Source organism: Streptomyces hydrogenans (assembly GCF_014656075.1).
Taxonomy (GTDB): Bacteria; Actinomycetota; Actinomycetes; order Streptomycetales; family Streptomycetaceae; genus Streptomyces; species Streptomyces hydrogenans.
The window spans coordinates 1-15,729 of record NZ_BNBS01000158.1 but is presented as its reverse complement, the minus strand read 5'-3'; the positions used below and the strand labels follow the sequence as shown (position 1 = coordinate 15,729).

15 protein-coding genes are annotated in these 15,729 nt (G+C 74.6%); 5 read left to right on the top strand and 10 right to left on the bottom strand.

The genetic code is table 11. From position 1 onward, the window contains the following. Positions 1-23: 23 nt before the first annotated feature. The 9 genes from IE321_RS37140 to IE321_RS37105 all read right to left on the bottom strand — a co-directional run bounded on the left by IE321_RS37140 (position 24) and on the right by IE321_RS37105 (position 10,550). Positions 24-551, bottom strand: coding sequence for a hypothetical protein (locus tag IE321_RS37140; protein WP_190226148.1), 528 nt, complete (start codon positions 549-551; stop codon positions 24-26). Between the two features lie 13 nt (positions 552-564). After that, positions 565-2,226: a glycosyltransferase gene (locus IE321_RS37135; protein WP_190226149.1), complete on the bottom strand. Its 1,662-nt coding sequence runs from the start codon at positions 2,224-2,226 to the stop codon at positions 565-567. A 221-nt stretch (positions 2,227-2,447) separates the two neighbouring features. Further along, the gene (locus IE321_RS37130; protein ID WP_190226147.1) at positions 2,448-4,103 is read right to left on the bottom strand and encodes a dipeptide ABC transporter ATP-binding protein; all 1,656 of its coding nucleotides are present in this window, start codon (positions 4,101-4,103) and stop codon (positions 2,448-2,450) included. Continuing rightward, complete coding sequence (locus tag IE321_RS37125) at positions 4,100-5,089, bottom strand: ABC transporter permease (protein WP_190226146.1); 990 nt, start codon at positions 5,087-5,089, stop codon at positions 4,100-4,102. The genes IE321_RS37130 and IE321_RS37125 overlap by 4 nt, the downstream gene beginning before the upstream one ends. Continuing rightward, a complete protein-coding gene (locus tag IE321_RS37120) occupies positions 5,086-6,063 on the bottom strand; it encodes an ABC transporter permease (protein ID WP_190226145.1) in 978 nt (325 codons plus the stop codon). The genes IE321_RS37125 and IE321_RS37120 overlap by 4 nt, the downstream gene beginning before the upstream one ends. Then, the gene (locus IE321_RS37115) at positions 6,060-7,790 is read right to left on the bottom strand and encodes an ABC transporter substrate-binding protein (RefSeq protein WP_190226144.1); all 1,731 of its coding nucleotides are present in this window, start codon (positions 7,788-7,790) and stop codon (positions 6,060-6,062) included. The genes IE321_RS37120 and IE321_RS37115 overlap by 4 nt, the downstream gene beginning before the upstream one ends. Positions 7,791-7,964: 174 nt before the next feature. Next, the gene (locus IE321_RS43275; RefSeq protein WP_324607390.1) at positions 7,965-8,060 is read right to left on the bottom strand and encodes an Ms4533A family Cys-rich leader peptide; all 96 of its coding nucleotides are present in this window, start codon (positions 8,058-8,060) and stop codon (positions 7,965-7,967) included. Between the two features lie 86 nt (positions 8,061-8,146). Beyond that, the gene (locus tag IE321_RS37110; RefSeq protein ID WP_190226143.1) at positions 8,147-9,502 is read right to left on the bottom strand and encodes a DUF3152 domain-containing protein; all 1,356 of its coding nucleotides are present in this window, start codon (positions 9,500-9,502) and stop codon (positions 8,147-8,149) included. A 67-nt stretch (positions 9,503-9,569) separates the two neighbouring features. Next, a complete protein-coding gene (locus IE321_RS37105; RefSeq protein WP_190226142.1) occupies positions 9,570-10,550 on the bottom strand; it encodes an alpha/beta fold hydrolase in 981 nt (326 codons plus the stop codon). A 186-nt stretch (positions 10,551-10,736) separates the two neighbouring features. On the opposite strand from IE321_RS37105, the gene IE321_RS37100 reads away from it, so the two are divergent. The 4 genes from IE321_RS37100 to IE321_RS37085 all read left to right on the top strand — a co-directional run bounded on the left by IE321_RS37100 (position 10,737) and on the right by IE321_RS37085 (position 12,946). Further along, positions 10,737-10,952 carry an Rv3202a family protein gene (locus IE321_RS37100; RefSeq protein WP_190226141.1) on the top strand — a complete coding sequence of 72 codons (216 nt, stop codon included), beginning with the start codon at positions 10,737-10,739 and terminating at the stop codon, positions 10,950-10,952. A gap of 147 nt (positions 10,953-11,099) precedes the next feature. Next, positions 11,100-11,759 carry a TetR/AcrR family transcriptional regulator gene (locus tag IE321_RS37095; RefSeq protein WP_043228926.1) on the top strand — a complete coding sequence of 220 codons (660 nt, stop codon included), beginning with the start codon at positions 11,100-11,102 and terminating at the stop codon, positions 11,757-11,759. A gap of 136 nt (positions 11,760-11,895) precedes the next feature. Further along, positions 11,896-12,123 carry a DUF3107 domain-containing protein gene (locus tag IE321_RS37090; RefSeq protein WP_043228927.1) on the top strand — a complete coding sequence of 76 codons (228 nt, stop codon included), beginning with the start codon at positions 11,896-11,898 and terminating at the stop codon, positions 12,121-12,123. Between the two features lie 547 nt (positions 12,124-12,670). Further along, entirely contained in the window at positions 12,671-12,946 is a 276-nt protein-coding gene (locus IE321_RS37085; protein WP_043232627.1) for a hypothetical protein, read from the top strand. An 84-nt stretch (positions 12,947-13,030) separates the two neighbouring features. Here IE321_RS37085 and IE321_RS37080 read toward each other — a convergent pair whose 3' ends face one another. Next, on the bottom strand, positions 13,031-13,783 hold the full coding sequence (locus tag IE321_RS37080; protein ID WP_043232626.1) for a ferritin-like fold-containing protein: 753 nt from the start codon (positions 13,781-13,783) through the stop codon (positions 13,031-13,033). Positions 13,784-14,265: 482 nt separating this feature from the next. Here IE321_RS37080 and IE321_RS37075 point away from each other — a divergent pair. Continuing rightward, on the top strand, positions 14,266-15,729 hold a 1,464-nt coding region (locus tag IE321_RS37075), incomplete at its 3' end, for a DEAD/DEAH box helicase (protein WP_229916731.1).

Here is a 15,729-nt window from a genome sequence, read left to right as displayed (position 1 = left end):
GCCGCGGCGGCGGGCGGCGCGCCTCAGGCGGCCCCGGGGCCGGGGGCCACGGGGGCGCCCGGAGCGGGGGCGGGGGCTGCCTCGGGCTCGACCTCGGCTTCGGCTTCGGCTTCGGCTTGGGCTTCGGCTTCGGCTTCGGCCTCGGCTTCGGCCTCGGTCTCGGTCTTGGCTTCGGTCTCGGTCTTGGCTTCGAGCCGGTCGGTGGCCGGGACCGTGGCGGGCTCGGGCTCGGGTTCCGCGACCGTCGCCGCCTCGGCCTCGGGTTCCGCGTCCGCGGCCGCCTGCGCCTCGTCGGCCGGCGGTGCCGCCGGGTGGCGGGGCGGGCCGAAGGCGGAGAGGAGGTCGTCCAGGGCGGAGTCCCGGAGCCCGGGGGCCGGGGCGGGCCCCGGCGGCGGGGGGTCGGCGTGGAGGTCGAGGGTGGGGAGCGGGCCGGCGGGCCCCGGGGCTATGGCGGGGGGCGTGGGTTCCGCGTCCACCGCGGGGGCGCCGAGGAGGGCCTCGGAGCGGGCGTCCCAGGCTCCGGGGCTCGTCGGGGCGGCGGGGCCGCGCATGGGGGTGCCTCCTTCAGGCATCGGGAGCTCCCGTCCCCGCGGCGACGGCCTTCGGCGCCCAGCTGCCGGGGAGGTGCGCCTCGGCGGGGTGGGCGAAGGGCACGTCGGACCCGGCGCGGTGGCGTGCCGGCGCGTGGGAGAGGAGTTCGAGGTAGATGCCGCGGAAGGCGGCGAGGTTCTGCTCGACGGTGAAGAGTTCGAGCGCGCGGGCGCGGGCGGCCGCGCCGAGCCGGTGCCGGCGCTCGGGGTCGCGCAGCAGCGCGAGGCAGGCGTCGGCGAGCGCCCGGGGGTTGCGCGGGGGGACGACGAGACCGGTGCCGCCGATGATCTCGACGACCGCGCCGACGTCGGTGGAGACGGTGGCGCGGGCGCAGAACATGGCCTCGACGAGGCTCGCGGGGAAGCCCTCGACGGTGCTGGAGAGGACGACGACGGCGGCGGAGGCGTAGACGTCCTCCAGGGTGGGGGCCTCCGGGCCGCCGAGTTCCTCGAAGGAGACCGGGTTCTCGCCGACGGCGTGGGCGCCCGCGGCCTCGTCGGGGAAGAGCTGGGCGGCGAGCGCGGCGCACTGGCCGAGGTAGGCGCAGTGGTCGGCGCCCCGGTCGGACTCGCCCGGGTCGGCGGGGACCGAGACGATCCGGAGCCGGGTGTCGGGCTGCCGGGCGCGGAGTTCGGCGAAGGCGTGGAGGAGGGCGACGAGGTCCTTGGCGGGCTCGACCCGGCCGATCCAGACGAGGGTGCCGGGCTCGCCGCTCTCCTCGGCCTCGCCGACCTCGGCGAAGCGCTCGGCGGGCATGCCGGGGTGGACGGTGCGGACGCGGTCCCGGGGAGCGCCGAGCTTCTCCTGCCAGCGGCGGGCGTGGGCGTTGCCGGGGGTGAGGAGGGCGGCCTGACGGTACGTCTCCCCGGCGAGGCGTCCATGGAGGGCGGCCAGCAGGGCGCGCAGGGCGGTGGAGCAGCCCGCGGCGCCCGCGTCCAGGTAGTGGGCGCGCAGTCCGACGCCGTACTCGGTGACGAGGAGGGGGGTGCCGAAGAAGCGTTTGGCCAGGAGTCCGGGGAGGGCGACGGGCCCGCCCGCGGTGGCGTGGCAGAGGTCGGCGGCGGCGAGGGCGGTCTCGTCGTACCAGTCGAGGGAGAGGGGGCGCAGGGCCCGCTCCAGGTGGTCGGCGAAGGCGAGGTGGTCGCCGAGCCCGGCCGCGGCGGCGGCGCGGCGGGCGCCGGGGGCGCGGCAGGCGGTCTCCAGGAGGCGGACGGCGTCGTCGGAGCGGAGCGCGCCGGTCAGTCCGCCGCTGTCGCGGGCCAGGTCGGCGAGGGCGCCGAGGACGGTGGCGAAGGCGTGGGCGGGGTCCTGGTCCGGGGCCGGGCCGCCGGCGGGGTCGGTCTCGGCGGTGAGGCCGGTGGCGAGGGCGTGGAAGCCCTCGGCGAAGCGGCGGCGGTCGCGGCGGCCGTAGGCGCGGCGGGCGGCGAGCTCGGGCGGGCCGGCGGGGAGGGCGCCCACGCCGGTGCCGGGGACGGGCCGGCCGAGGGGCGGGAGGGGGACGGCGGGGAGGGGGCCGCCGACGGCGTACAGGTCGAAGTCGTGGGGGGCGAGGCCGCGGACGAGCCGCTGCCACCACGCGCCGGTGTCACCGGTGGCGCACGGGGTGCCACCCTCCGTGAGGAGTCCGATCCGCACGAGCACACACCCCCGGTCCTTCCGTGACGGCGCCCACCGGTCCCGTCGGTGGCGCGCGCTGCCGTCCCTCGGCGGGAATCCCACAGCGGGAAGAACGTAAGCGCAGCGACCGGTGGTGCGACGGACGGTTGTCCGTCGCACCACCGGAAGGGGTGAATGCACGTAACTTTCCCCGTCCGGTCGCGTTCCGTCGCGGTACGCGCCGTCGGGGTCACGGAGGGTCAGACTCCGGCGGGTTCGGGGTGCCGGGCGCGGCGGGCCCGGCGTTCGTCGGCGAGGGCCGGGTCGAGGGCGGGGACGGCGGCGAGCAGGCCGCGGGTGTAGGGGTCGCGGGGGGTGTCGTAGACCTGGGCCACGTCGCCCTGTTCGACGATCCGGCCGGCGCGCATGACGGCGACGCGGTGGCTGACCCGGCGGACGACGGCGAGGTCGTGGGCGATGAAGACGAGGCCGAGGCCGAGTTCGGCCTGGAGGTCGGCGAGCAGGGCGGTGACCTGGGCCTGGGTGGTGACGTCGAGGGCGGAGACGGGTTCGTCGCAGACGATGACGCGGGGTTCGGCGGCGAGGGCGCGGGCGATGCCGACGCGCTGGCGCTGCCCTCCGCTGAACTCGTGGGGGTAGGCGTCGAGCCGGCCGGGGTCGAGGCCGACGCGGTCGAGGAGGTCGCGGACGCGGGCGCGGGTGGCGGTCTCGTCCAGGCTCCGGGGGGTGAACTCGGCGATGGAGTCGCCGATGGTGCGGCGGGGGTTGAGGGAGGAGGCGGGGTCCTGGAAGACGAGCTGGAGTTCGCGCCGGAGGGGGCGCAGCCGGCGTTCGTCCAGATGGCCGATCTCCTCGCCGCGGTAGCGGAGTTCGCCGCCGGTGGGGTCGAGGAGGCGGACGAGCATCCGGCCGAGGGTGGTCTTGCCGCTGCCGGACTCGCCGACGAGGCCGAGGGTCTCGCCGGCGTGGAGGGTGAGGGAGGCGTCGGCGACGGCGGTCACGGCCTTCCGGCCGCGACCGAACTCCCTTCGCAGGGCGACGGCTTCGAGGAGCGGCTCGCCCTTCGGCGGGGCCTCGGGGGTGCGGGCCGGCGCGTCGAGCCGGGGCACTGCGTCGAGGAGCCGCCGGGTGTAGGGGGCGGCGGGCGCGCCCAGCACCCGGGCGACGGGGCCGCGTTCGACCTCGCGGCCGTGACGCATGACGAGGACCTCGTCGGCGCTCTCGGCGGCGACGCCGACGTCGTGGGTGACGAGGAGGAGGGCGGTGCCGGTCTCGTGGCGGAGTTCGTGCAGGAGGTCGAGGATCTGGGCCTGGACGGTGACGTCGAGGGCGGTGGTGGGTTCGTCGGCGACGAGGAGCCGGGGGTCGCAGGCGAGGGCCATGGCGAGGAGGGCGCGCTGGCGCATGCCGCCGCTGAACTCGTGGGGGCGGGAGCGGGCGCGGCGGGCGGCGTCGGGGATGCCGACGCGGTCGAGGACCTCGGCGGCGCGGGCGCGGGCGGCCCGGCGGGAGACTCGGTGGTGGAACCGGTGGACCTCGGCGATCTGGTCGCCGACGGCGAGGTGGGGGTCGAGGGCGGAGAGCGGGTCCTGGAAGACCATGGCGGCGGTGCCGCCGCGCAGTCGGCGCAGGGCGGCGGGCGGGGCGGTGGCGGGGTCGGTGCCGTCGACGAGGACGGTGCCGGTGACGCGGGCGCCGGTGCCCCGGTGGAGGCCGAGGAGGGCGGCGGCGACGGTGGACTTGCCGCTGCCGGACTCGCCGACGAGGGCGAGGGCCCGGCCGGCTTCGAGGGTGAGGGAGAGCCGGTCCACGGCTCGTACGGTGCCGTCGGCGGTGGCGAACTCGACGGTGAGGTCGCGGACTTCGACGAGCGGGCGGTCGGGGGCCGGGGTCATGCGAGGACCACCCTTCGGTCGGCGGCGGCGTGCAGCAGGTCGGCGAGGACTCCGGCGAGGACGACGAAGACGCCCATGACGAGGGTGACGCCGACGACCACGGGCAGGTCGATCCGGCGGACGCCCTCGATGAGGGTGCGGCCGAGGCCGGGGATGCCGAAGAGGGATTCGGTGAGGAGGGCGCCGCCGAACATGGAGCCGAGGTCGACGGCGCTGACGGCGAGGACGGGCGGGACCGCGCCGCGCAGGGCGTGCCGGGTGACGAGGGTCCGTTCGGCGGCGCCGTAGGCGCGGAAGGTGCGGATGTGGTCCTCGGCGAGCGTCTCCAGGACGGAACTGCGGGTCAGACGGGCGTATTTGGCGGACTCGAAGAGACCGAGGGTGAGCCAGGGCAGCAGCATGTTCCAGGCCCACTGCTCGGGGTCCTCGCCGAGCGGGACGTACGTCGGGAAGGGCAGCCACTGGAGGTGGGCGCAGACGAGCATCAGGAGGAGCAGGCCGAGGATGAAGACGGGGGTGCCGGTGCCGGCGAGGGTGACGGCGGTGAGGATCCGCTCGGTGGGTCCGCCGCGCCGGAGCGCGGAGAGGAGACCGGTGCCGACGCCGACGAGGAGCCAGACGACGAGGGCGCCCAGCGCGAGGGAGGCGGTGGCGGGGAGCCGCTCCAGGATGAGCGCGGTGACCTGCTGGTCGGTCTGGTACGAGAGGCCGAGGCAGGGGGCGTCGCAGCGGACGAGCTCCGTGCCGGTGGAGTACGAGCGGCCGGCGACGATGCCCTGGAGGAAGTGCAGGTACTGGGTGAAGGCCCCTTCTTCAAGGCCCAGTTGGGCGCGGACCTGGGCGATCTGCGCCGGGTTGCAGCGTTCGCCGCAGGCGAGCCGGGCGGGGTCGCCGGGGAGCACGTAGAAGAGCGCGTACACGAGGACGGAGAGCGCGAGGAGGACGAGTGCGGCGCCGGCGAGACGGCGCAGCAGGTAGCGGGTCATCGGGCGGTCTCCTTGGCGGTGCCGACGCGCAGCCGGCTCGCCTCGCGCGGGTCGAGGGCGGTGCGGACCGCGTCGCCGAGGACGGTGAAGGCGAGCACGGTGACGAAGAGGAAGCCGGCGGGCAGCAGGACGTAGGCGGGGTCGGCGCGGAACCAGGTCTGGGCGGTGGAGAGCATCTGTCCCCAGGAGGGGGTGGGCGGGGTGACGCCCACGCCGAGGAAGGACAGGGACGCCTCGACGACGATGTTGGCGGGGAGCAGGATCGCCGCGTAGGTGAGGACGGGGGCGGCGAGCGACGGGAGGAGCTCCCGGCGGGCGGTGCGCCACCGGCCGGCGCCGGAGAGCCGGGCGGCGGCGACGAAGTCGAGGTTCTTGAGGGCGAGGGTCTGGGCGCGGACGATCCGGGAGGTGCCGGCCCAGCCGAGGAACCCGATGACGAGGATCAGGAGCAGCGGGCGGGGGAAGCCGCGGGGGACGACGGCGGTGAGCGCGATGGCGAGGACGAGCATCGGCAGGGCGACCAGGACGTCGGTGATCCGGCCGAGGAGGCCGTCGACCCAGCGGTTGCCGAGGCCGGCGGCGAGGCCGACGAACAGGCCGATGAGGACCTGGAGGGCGGTGGCGCCGACGGCGACGAGGAGCGAGACCCGGGCGCCGTACAGGAGGCGGACGAAGAGGTCGCGTCCGGTGCCGGGTTCGACGCCGAGCCAGTGGTCGGCGCTCGCGCCGCCGAAGGCGCCGTACGGGACGCCGCCGCGGGCCGAGTCGACGAGGTCGTCGTGGTAGGCGTACGGGTCCTGGCCGGTCAGCGCGGCGAGCAGCGGCGCGGCGGCGGCGAGGAGGATCAGGAGGAGCAGGACGGCGGCGGAGACGAGGGCGGCCGGGCGGGTGCGGAGCCGTCGCCCCACCTGCCGGGCGGCGCCCGTGGCGGGGGTGCCCGCCACGGGCGCCGGTACGCCGGTCACCGCGGTCACTTGACGGCGACCTGGGAGATGTCGAGGACGCCGGTCCAGTCGCTGATGACGACGTTCTTGACGTCCTTGCCGACGAGCCGCTTGTAGACGGGGTGGAAGAGCGGCACGTCGAGGGCCTGCTCGCCGATCTTCTTGTCGAGGGCGCCCCAGCGGGAGGCGGCGGCCTTCAGGTCGGTGAGCTTGCTGATCTCGTCGATCTCCTTGTTGACCGCGGGGTCGTTCAGCTGGGCGTGGTTGTAGTTGGAGCCGTCGGCGACGATCTGGCGGCCGTCGAAGATGGGGGCGAGGAAGGCGCTGCCGGCGGGCCAGTCGGCGCCCCAGCGGGAGAGGAAGAAGCCGGGGGCGTCCTTGACGCTCCAGCGCTTCTCGTTGAAGGAGTTGGGCTCCTGGCCGTCGAGTTCGACGGTGATGCCGGCCTTGGCGAGGGCCTCCTGGACGGCGGTGGCGATCTCGGGACTGGTGGCGCGGTTCTGGGCGGTGGAGTGGAGCAGGGTGATCTTCAGGCCGTCCGGGTGTCCGGCCTCCTTCAGGAGCTGCTTCGCCTTGGCCGGGTCGCCGGTCTTCCCGGCCGGGAAGTGGTCGTAGGGCTCGAAGCCGAAGGCCTTCTTCTCGGGGAGGAAGGTGGTGGCGGGCTCGGCGAGGGCGGAGCCGCCGGCGGCGTTGACGACGCTGGTGCGGTTGATGGCGTACGAGATCGCCTGGCGCACCTTCGGGTTGTCGAAGGGCTTCACCTCGGGGTTGAAGGCGAGGTAGTTGGTGAAGCCGAAGTGTCCGGTGCCGACGCGGGCGGCGAGCGCCTTGTCGGAGCCGATCTGGGCGAGTTCGGCCGGGCCGAGGTTGGTGTCGGTGGTGACGGCGGCGGAGTCGGCGCCGGCGGAGGTGGCGAGGCGCTGGTTGATGACGGCCTCGTCGAGGCCGGAGCGGACGTCGATCCGGTCCGGGTACGCCTTGCGCTCCTCGTCGGTCTTCGGGTCCCAGTGCTCGTTGCGCTCCAGGACGAGCCGCTCGCCGTCGTTCTCGTTCCTCACGACCTTGTACGGCCCGGAGGAGACGGGGTGCTCCTCGTACTTCGCGCCGGTGTCCTTGGCCTTGGGGACGGGGGCGAACTGGGTCTGGGTGGCGACGAAGGGGAACTCGCCCTCGGGCTTCCTCAGCTTGAAGACGATGGTCCTCGGGTCGGGGGTGACGATCGAGGCGAGGCCCTTCGGGTCCTTGTAGGGGCCCTGGTAGGTGTCGCCGCCGATGAGCCAGTCGCGCAGGTAGGGGGCGCCGCCGGAGAGTTCGGCGGCGAAGGAGCGCTCGATGCCGTACTTGACGTCGGCGCTGGTGATCGGGGTGCCGTCCTCGTACTTCAGGCCGTCCTTGAGGGTGTACGTCCACTCGGTGGCGTCCTTGTTGGGGCGTCCGGTGTCGGTGGCGAGGTCGGGGACGACCTCGGTGCCGGCGGCCCCGGCCTCGCGGTTGCGGGTGGTGAGGGTGCGGAAGACGAGGGAGGGGACGTTGCCGCCGCCGGAGGTATAGAGCCGGGCGGGGTCGAAGTCGCTCTGGGCCTCGTTGTTGAGGACGGTGAGGGTGCCGCCCTTGCGGGGCGCGGTGTCCGTGTTCGCGGCGGAGCCGGCCTTGTCGCCCGCCTCCTGGGGACCGGCGCAGGCGGCGAGCCCCGTGGTCAGCACCAGACCGGTGGCGGCCGCGGCCAGGCGGCGGGAAAGAGCGGACGAAGGACGCATGGGAAAGGGACCTCTCGCGTGAACTGCGGCAGGGGAAAAGGGAATTCCGCGGACGCGAGGGAAACACCGGAATGGGGGCGCCCGCGGGAGGTGCACGGGTGCTGCCGGAAAAGGGAAAAGCCGCCGACGCGCACCCGGTTCAAGGGGTCCCGGGCGGGAAAGCGCCGGGAAGCGTCAGCGACAGAGAATGTCGGCGACGGAGTGTCCGGTCACGCCGAAGAGCGCCAGCTCAAGGGCGGCGCGTTCGGAGGCGGCGTGACGGTGCGACATGCCGAGAAATATCTACGAACGCCTGAACGATGTCAACGCGCGACCCGCATTCCGGGACGCGCGTCCCGGAATGCGGACAGGCGGAATCAACTCCCGGGATGCACCCAGGGGTTGGGGCGGCAGGCGATGCCGTCGATGTCCAGCGACTTCGTCTGCTGCTGCATCACGGGAGCGAGCGCGCCCGGCGTCCGGCACGACACGTGGTTGTGGCCGAGCCGGTGTCCGACCTCGTGGTTGATGAGCATCTGCCGGTAGGCGTACATCGCCTTCGGGCCGAAGGTCTCCGCGCCCTGCGCCCAGCGGAAGGCGTTGATCATCACGCGCTCGGTGGAGGCGGAGTCGCAGGAGACGTTGTCGATGGTGGTGTCGAGCCCCGACTTGGCGCACCACGCGCCGGTGGTGCCGGGACTCGCGAGGGTGATGACGAAGTCGGGCTCCCCGCTGGAGATCCGCTCGAAGGTCATCGCCCCCTGACCGGCCCAGCTGCGCTTGTCGTTGAGGGTCTGCTGGATCGCCCGCGCGAAGAGCTTGGCGTCGAGCCCGAGCCCCTTCTCGACGTCCACCCGGTAGCGGTACTTCTGCCCCGAGCCGGGCGCCTTGTCGAGCCCGGGCACGGCCTCGAACTCGCCGGAGCCGGTCAGCTTCGGGTCGATCGGGAACTGGTGGGTCATCAACTGTTCGTACGTGGGCGCGGGTTGGCGCGTCGCGGGAGCAGGGCTCGACGGAGTGGGCCGCTCGTCGGAGCGGGAGGCGGAGGTGTCCCCCGAGGCCCGGTCGGCCGGCTCCTGCGCGGCACGCGCGGCCGGGGCCCCGTCCTCCCGGTCGGCGACCTGACCCGCGACGACGATCGCGAGACAGGTGGTGACGGCGGCGGCCGCGATGCCGGTGAGCGCCTTGCCCTTGCCGCCCCGGCCGCCGGCGTCGGCGGCCTCCTCGCGGTCCGGAGCCTCGACGGGCCCGGCCGGCGGGGCCGCGGCGGCGCGGCGCGGCCCGGGGATCAGCGGCGCGGCACCGGTGGCCGGCCCGTACCGCTCGGGCCCCGGCCGCGAGACCTCCTCGTGCGCCGGATGCCCGCCCCGCACCGGAGTTCCGTGCGCGGGCGTGTGCGGAGCGGCGTGCACGGGGGTGCCGTGGGCCGGAGTGCCGTACTGAGGCGCCCTGTAAGGGGGCGTCCCGTGCGCCGGGGTCCCGTGCGCCGGGGTCCCGTGCGCCGGGGTCCCGTGCGCGGGCGTCCCGTAGGGAGCCGCCCCCTGCGCCGGGGACCCGTACCCGGGCGCGGGCGTCCCCTGCGGCGGCGTCCCGTATCCGTGGAAGGCGCCGTGCCCGCGGGTGGTGCCGCGGGGCGCGGCGCCGCGCTCCTCCGGGCCGCCGTCGGCGCTCCTGCGGCGCCGGACCGTGCCCGCCCCGTCCTCCACGACCGGGGTGCGCCCGGTGTCCGACACCGGTGCGCGCCCGGTGTCGCCCGCCGAGGGCGAGGGCCCCTTGCGACTATGTCGTCCCACCCCGGGTTCAGCTCCCGTCGTGCCGCGCGTCGTGGTCCGCGATCAGTTCCCGCGCGGCCGCGGCGACCGTCTCGGGGTACTCCATCATCGCCACGTGACCGGCGTCGGGCAGGCTCAGCAGCCGCGAGCCCCGGAAGGCGGCGGCGGCCCTGCGGGCCATCCGGTACGAGACGAGCCGGTCACGGCCGCCGTAGATCAGCAGGGTGGGCGCGAGCACCCGCTCCGCCTGACGCCACAGGCCGTGCTGGCCGCCGAGCGTATAGGCGTCGACGATGCCGCGCGAGGACCGCGCCATGGCGTCCCAGAAATAGGGGAGTTCCAGCCGCCGCTCCATCTCCTCGACGGCGTGCCGCAGACCCTCGTCGGTGACCAGTCCGGGGTCGCCGTAACAGAGGGAGAGGACGCCGCGGACGCGCTGCTCGGCGGTCCAGTCGCGGGAGAGGCGGGCGAAGAGCCCGGCGACGCCGGGCACGGCGAGCAGCGCCGTCGGCCAGGCGGTGCGCTGGGCGCGCAGTTCGGGCAGGGCCGGCGAGACGAGGGTCAGGGTGCGGACCAGGTCGGGCCGGACGGCGGCGACCCGGGTGGCGACGGCGCCGCCCATCGAGTTGCCGAAGAGGTGGACCGGGCCGCGCCCGGAGGCGTCGAGCAGCCGGATGACGGCCCGGGCGTGCCCGGTGACCGAGTAGTTGCCGTCGTCGGGCGGCGGGGAGTCGCCGAAGCCCGGCAGGTCGACCGCCTCGCCGTCGACCAGGTCGGCGAGCAGCGGCATCAGGGCGGACCAGTTCTGCGAGGAGCCGCCGAGGCCGTGCACGTACAGCGCGGGCGGCAGGCCGGCGCGGACGCCGGGCCGGGAGCGCACGGTGAGGCTGAGGCCCGGGAGCGCGACGGAGCGGAGCTCCTCGCCGTCCGCGACCCGGACGGCGCGCGGGAGCGGCGTCGCCGGAGCGGTGTCGGCGGTCCGGGTTTCCGGCAGCTCGGTCGAGGACATGGCCGCAATATTACGAGACGATCACGCGGGCTCGGGTGTGGGTGCGGTCACAAGCCGCGTGGCGCCGGGGCCGCGTCACCGGTGGGGGCGGCTCGGGTGCGGGGGGAGGCCGCTGCTCCTACGCTCGAAGGGAGGGTCATCCGCGCGGGCGGCCGCCCGCGTACGGGGAGGACGGGAAGGAACCGCATGACTGTCGATCCGTCCGAGCCGGACACGTTCCCCGAGGAAGAGGACACCGTGCTCGACGAGGAAGTCCCCGAGGCCGACGCGGCCGAGCAGCACACGGAACTGCGCCCCGGAGAGGACGAACCGCTCCACGACATCGACCACGACGCGGCGGACGAGGGCGACGCCTCCGAACAGGCACGCGTCGTCACTCTCGACGAAGACGACTACCGCTGATTTGTTCGGTTTAATCTTGAATAGCCTGTCGACCGCGGCGTCCGGTCCGTGAAATTCTGCGTCCGCACCGCGCACAGCCGGGTTACCCAAAAGTACGATGGCCGCGCGGCGCGACAGCGCACATGGATCGAATTCTTGGGAGGCCGCGTGAGCGCCATCGAGCAGACAGAGGCAGCACGCCCTCGCGGTACGCGGCTGCCGCGCCGTGCCCGGCGGAACCAGCTGCTCGGCGCGGCCCAGGAGGTCTTCGTCGCCCAGGGGTACCACTCGGCCGCCATGGACGACATCGCCGAGCGGGCCGGAGTCAGCAAGCCGGTGCTGTACCAGCACTTCCCCGGCAAGCTGGAGCTGTACCTGGCCCTGCTCGACCAGCACTGCGAGTCCCTGCTCCAGTCGGTCCGCACGGCCCTCGCCTCGACCTCGGACAACAAGCTGCGGGTCGCGGCCACCATGGACGCCTACTTCGCCTACGTCGAGGACGAGGGCGGCGCCTTCCGCCTCGTCTTCGAGTCCGACCTCACCAACGAGCCGGCCGTGCGCGAGCGGGTCGACCGGGTGAGCCTCCAGTGCGCCGAGGCGATCTCCGAGGTCATCGCGGAGGACACCGGCCTGTCGGAGGACGAGTCGATGCTGCTCGCGGTGGGCCTCGGCGGCGTCTCCCAGGTCGTCGCGCGCTACTGGCTCTCCAGCGAGTCCCCGATCCCCCGCGACACGGCCGTCTCCCTGCTCACCTCGCTCGCCTGGCGCGGCATCGCGGGCTTCCCGCTGCACGCCGTGGAGGGCCAGCTGAGCGCCGAGGGGCACTGACCGCCCGTTTGTTCCCGGCGCCTGTTCGCTCCTGGCGTGCGGCGGCTGCGCCGTGCGCGTCCCCTCACCGGGCTAATGTGTGCAGCGTACGGCGCGGGTTCATCGCGCATGGCTGACCGTTCGGAGGGACATAGCCGTGGAGGTCAAGATCGGCGTGCAGTACGCACCCCGGGAGATCGTTCTGGAGAGCGGGCAGTCCGCCGAGGACGTGGAGCGCGCCGTCGCCGACGCGCTGTCCGGCAAGGCACCGCTGCTCAGCCTTGAGGACGACAAGGGCCGCCGGGTCCTCGTCCCGTCGGACAAGATCGCGTACGTGGAGCTCGGCGAGACCGCCGTGCGCCGGGTGGGCTTCGGCACGCTCTGAGCCCCGGCTCTCGCAGAGAGGCCCGGAGGGACACCGTCCCTCCGGGCCTCTTTCCGTACCCGGAGCCCGGGCCGGCGGGGGTTACGCGGTCCCCGGAGCCGGGCGGGGTGCGCCGTCCCCGGGACCAGGGGCGTACGCAGTCCCCGGGCCGAGGGGCGTACACGGTCCGGGCCGGGCGGAGCACACCGTCCCCGGGCCCAAGGGCGTACGCGGTCCCCGGACCAGGGGCGTACACGGTCCCGGGCCGGGCGGAGCACACCGTCCCGGGGACCAGGGGCGTAAGCGGCCCCCGGGCCCGGACCCGTACGTGGCCCCCCGACCCCGCCCCTACGCGCGTCCCGTTCGCCCGTCCGGGGTGTCCTCGGCGCCGGGCGCGGGGGCTTTCGGCGGGGTGGCCGGGGCTTCGTGCGGGGGGGGTTCTCCGGGCCGGACGGGGGCGGGGGCGGGGCGGTGCGGCCGGGAGCGGGGAGGATTGTGTTCCGGTGGGCCGGGGTAGAGGGGGCTTGACCGCACCAGCCGCCCCGCACCCTCCGCGAGGTGATCCACCGTGTTCCTGGAAGCCCTCGGTTCCGCCCTGCTCGGACTCGCCCTGGCCTGGGCCGCCGCGCACCGCCTGCCCGACCGCCTCCCCGCCCGGAGGACCGTCCTCCTGACCGGTGCGCTCGGCGCCGTCTTCGGCGCCCTGGTCACCCACGGGGCGCTCGGCCCCGGCCACTTCCTCGCCACCCTCGTCGGTGCCGTCGCGGTCGCGGCGGTGCTGCTCTCCCTGCTCGTCCGCCCGGCCGCCCGCCGGCTGCGGCGATCATCCCCGGCGGCGTACTGACCGCCGCGCCCCACGCGCACGACGGCCGCGCGGCCCGGGACCGAAGTCCCGGGCCGCGCGGCCGAGTCGTACCGGAGGCTGGGCTCAGGCGGCGAGGCCCAGGGCCGCCATCCGCTTGGTGTGCGCCTCGGTGATGCGGGAGAACATCCGGCCCACCTCCGCGAGGTCGAAACCGTCCGCGACCCCGCCGACGAGCATCGTGGAGAGCGCGTCCCGCTCCGCCACCACCCGCTGGGCCTGCGACAGCGCCTCGCCCATCAGCCGGCGGGCCCACAGCGCGAGCCGGCCGCCGACGCGCGGGTCGGCGTCGATCGCCGCGCGCACCTTCTCCACGGCGAAGTTGCCGTGGCCCGTGTCGTCGAGCACCGCGAGCACCAGGGCGCGGGTGTCCGAGTCGAGCCGGGCCGCCACCTCGCGGTAGAAGTCGCTGGCGATCGAGTCGCCCACGTACGCCTTGACCAGGCCCTCCAGCCAGTCCGACGGGGCGGTCTGGCGGTGGAAGTCGTCGAGCGCCTTCGCGAAGGGCTCCATCGCCGCGGTCGGCTCGGCGTCCACGGCGGCCAGCCGGTCCCGCAGCCGCTCGAAGTGGTGGAACTCGGCGGAGGCCATCTTCGCCAGCTCCGCCTTGTCCTCCAGGGACGGCGCGAGCTTGGCGTCCTCGGCGAGCCGCTCGAAGGCCGCCAGCTCGCCGTAGGCGAGGGCGCCGAGGAGGTCGATCACGGCGGCGCGGTACTGCGGCTCCGCGGAGGCCGTGGCCCAGTCTTCGGCGGCGATACCGGTCGGGGTGTCGTCGGTGTCGGTCCCACCGGCGGGCGTGGCGTTGTCAGGCGTCTCCATGCACGGCACAATAGCCCGCCCTCCGGGCCCCCGAAGGGCCTGGTCAGTCAGTGTGACCGTGCCCTCATCACCATTTCGCCCGACACACATGCGCGATTCCGGGGTACAGTGATATTGCGCCTGCCGAGTATGCGGACATGCTTTCGCACGTTCGGACGTACCCGGTGGGCCGACGCATGAATGAGGATGCCCGGTCGGTGGCCCGATCGGCTCCGGCCCGACAGCCCTTCCGGCGCCTGCCGAAGGGTCCCTCAAGCGGTACGACGCTCGAGCGACGGCAGTGGTCCCGTGCCACCCGGCGGTGATCTTCCCCAGGATCCCGCGGGAAGAGCCCGGCACGATGAGACCCCCTTCGTTCGCCTCGCACCGCGTCTCACAGAAGAGGCAGCACCCTGACTACGTTCCGAGAGCTCGGAATCCTTCCCGAGACCGCCGAGGCGCTGGAAGCCGTCGGCATCATCAACCCCTTCCCCATCCAGGAGATGACCCTCCCGGTCGCCCTCACCGGCACCGACGTCATCGGCCAGGCGAAGACCGGCACGGGCAAGACCCTCGGTTTCGGCCTGCCGATCCTGGAGCGCGTCACCGTCCCCGCCGACGTCGAGGCCGGCCGCGCCGCGCCCGAGCAGCTGACCGAGGCCCCGCAGGCCCTCGTCGTCGTCCCGACCCGCGAGCTGTGCCAGCAGGTCACCAACGACCTCCTGACCGCCGGCAAGGTGCGCAACGTCCGCGTCCTCGCCATCTACGGCGGCCGGGCCTACGAGCCGCAGGTCGAGGCGCTCCAGAAGGGCGTCGACGTCGTCGTCGGCACCCCCGGCCGCCTGCTCGACCTGGCCGGCCAGCGCAAGCTCGACCTGTCGCACATCAAGACGCTCGTCCTCGACGAGGCCGACGAGATGCTCGACCTGGGCTTCCTGCCCGACGTCGAGAAGATCATCAACATGCTTCCGGCGAAGCGTCAGACCATGCTGTTCTCGGCCACCATGCCGGGCGCGGTCATCGGCCTGGCCCGCCGCTACATGTCGCGGCCCACGCACATCCGCGCCACCTCGCCCGACAACGAGGGCGCGACGCACGCGAACATCACGCAGCGCGTGTACCGGGCGCACAACATGGACAAGCCCGAGATGGTCGCGCGCATCCTCCAGGCCCGCGGCCGCGGCCTCGCGATGATCTTCTGCCGGACGAAGCGGACGGCCGCCGACATCGCCGAGCAGCTCCAGCGGCGCGGCTTCGCCTCCGGCGCGGTCCACGGCGACCTCGGCCAGGGCGCCCGCGAGCAGGCGCTGCGCGCCTTCCGCAACGGCAAGGTGGACGTCCTCGTCTGCACCGACGTCGCCGCGCGCGGCATCGACGTCGAGGGCGTCACCCACGTCATCAACTACCAGACGCCCGAGGACGAGAAGACGTACCTGCACCGCACCGGCCGCACCGGCCGCGCGGGCAACACCGGTACGGCGATCACGCTGGTCGACTGGGACGACATCCCGCGCTGGCAGCTGATCAACAAGGCGCTGGAACTGGACTTCGCCGACCCGGTCGAGACCTACTCCAGCTCCCCGCACCTCTACACCGAGCTGGACATCCCCGAGGGCACCAAGGGCATCCTGCCGCGCTCCGAGCGGACCCGCGCGGGTCTCGCGGCGGAGGAGCTGGAGGACCTGGGCGAGCCGGGCGGCCGTCGTGGCCGCGGCGGCCGCGTCGAGGCCCCGGTCGCCGAGGAGCGCCCGGAGCGCACCCGCACCCCGCGCCAGCGCCGCCGCACCCGTGGCGGCTCGGACGGCGAGGCCCCGCAGGTGACGGCCGCCGCCCCGGAGACCGCCGAGGCCCCGGAGGCCGTCGACGGCCCGCGCCGTCCGCGTCGCCGCCGCACCCGCGGCACCGGCCCGTCGACCGGCGGCATCCCGGTCGCCGGCGCCGTTCCCGTGACCCCGGCCCCCGTCCCG

Excerpts from the sequence above, each read along its gene's own strand:
- IE321_RS37140 (WP_190226148.1), bottom strand. The coding sequence starts at position 551 with ATGCGCGGCCCCGCCGCCCCGACGAGCCCCGGAGCCTGGGACGCCCGC.
- IE321_RS37130 (WP_190226147.1), bottom strand. The coding sequence starts at position 4,103 with ATGACCCCGGCCCCCGACCGCCCGCTCGTCGAAGTCCGCGACCTCACC.
- IE321_RS37125 (WP_190226146.1), bottom strand. The coding sequence starts at position 5,089 with ATGACCCGCTACCTGCTGCGCCGTCTCGCCGGCGCCGCACTCGTCCTC.
- IE321_RS37115 (WP_190226144.1), bottom strand. The coding sequence starts at position 7,790 with ATGCGTCCTTCGTCCGCTCTTTCCCGCCGCCTGGCCGCGGCCGCCACC.
- IE321_RS43275 (WP_324607390.1), bottom strand. The coding sequence starts at position 8,060 with ATGTCGCACCGTCACGCCGCCTCCGAACGCGCCGCCCTTGAGCTGGCG.
- IE321_RS37105 (WP_190226142.1), bottom strand. The coding sequence starts at position 10,550 with ATGTCCTCGACCGAGCTGCCGGAAACCCGGACCGCCGACACCGCTCCG.
- IE321_RS37100 (WP_190226141.1), top strand. The coding sequence starts at position 10,737 with ATGACTGTCGATCCGTCCGAGCCGGACACGTTCCCCGAGGAAGAGGAC.
- IE321_RS37080 (WP_043232626.1), bottom strand. The coding sequence starts at position 13,783 with ATGGAGACGCCTGACAACGCCACGCCCGCCGGTGGGACCGACACCGAC.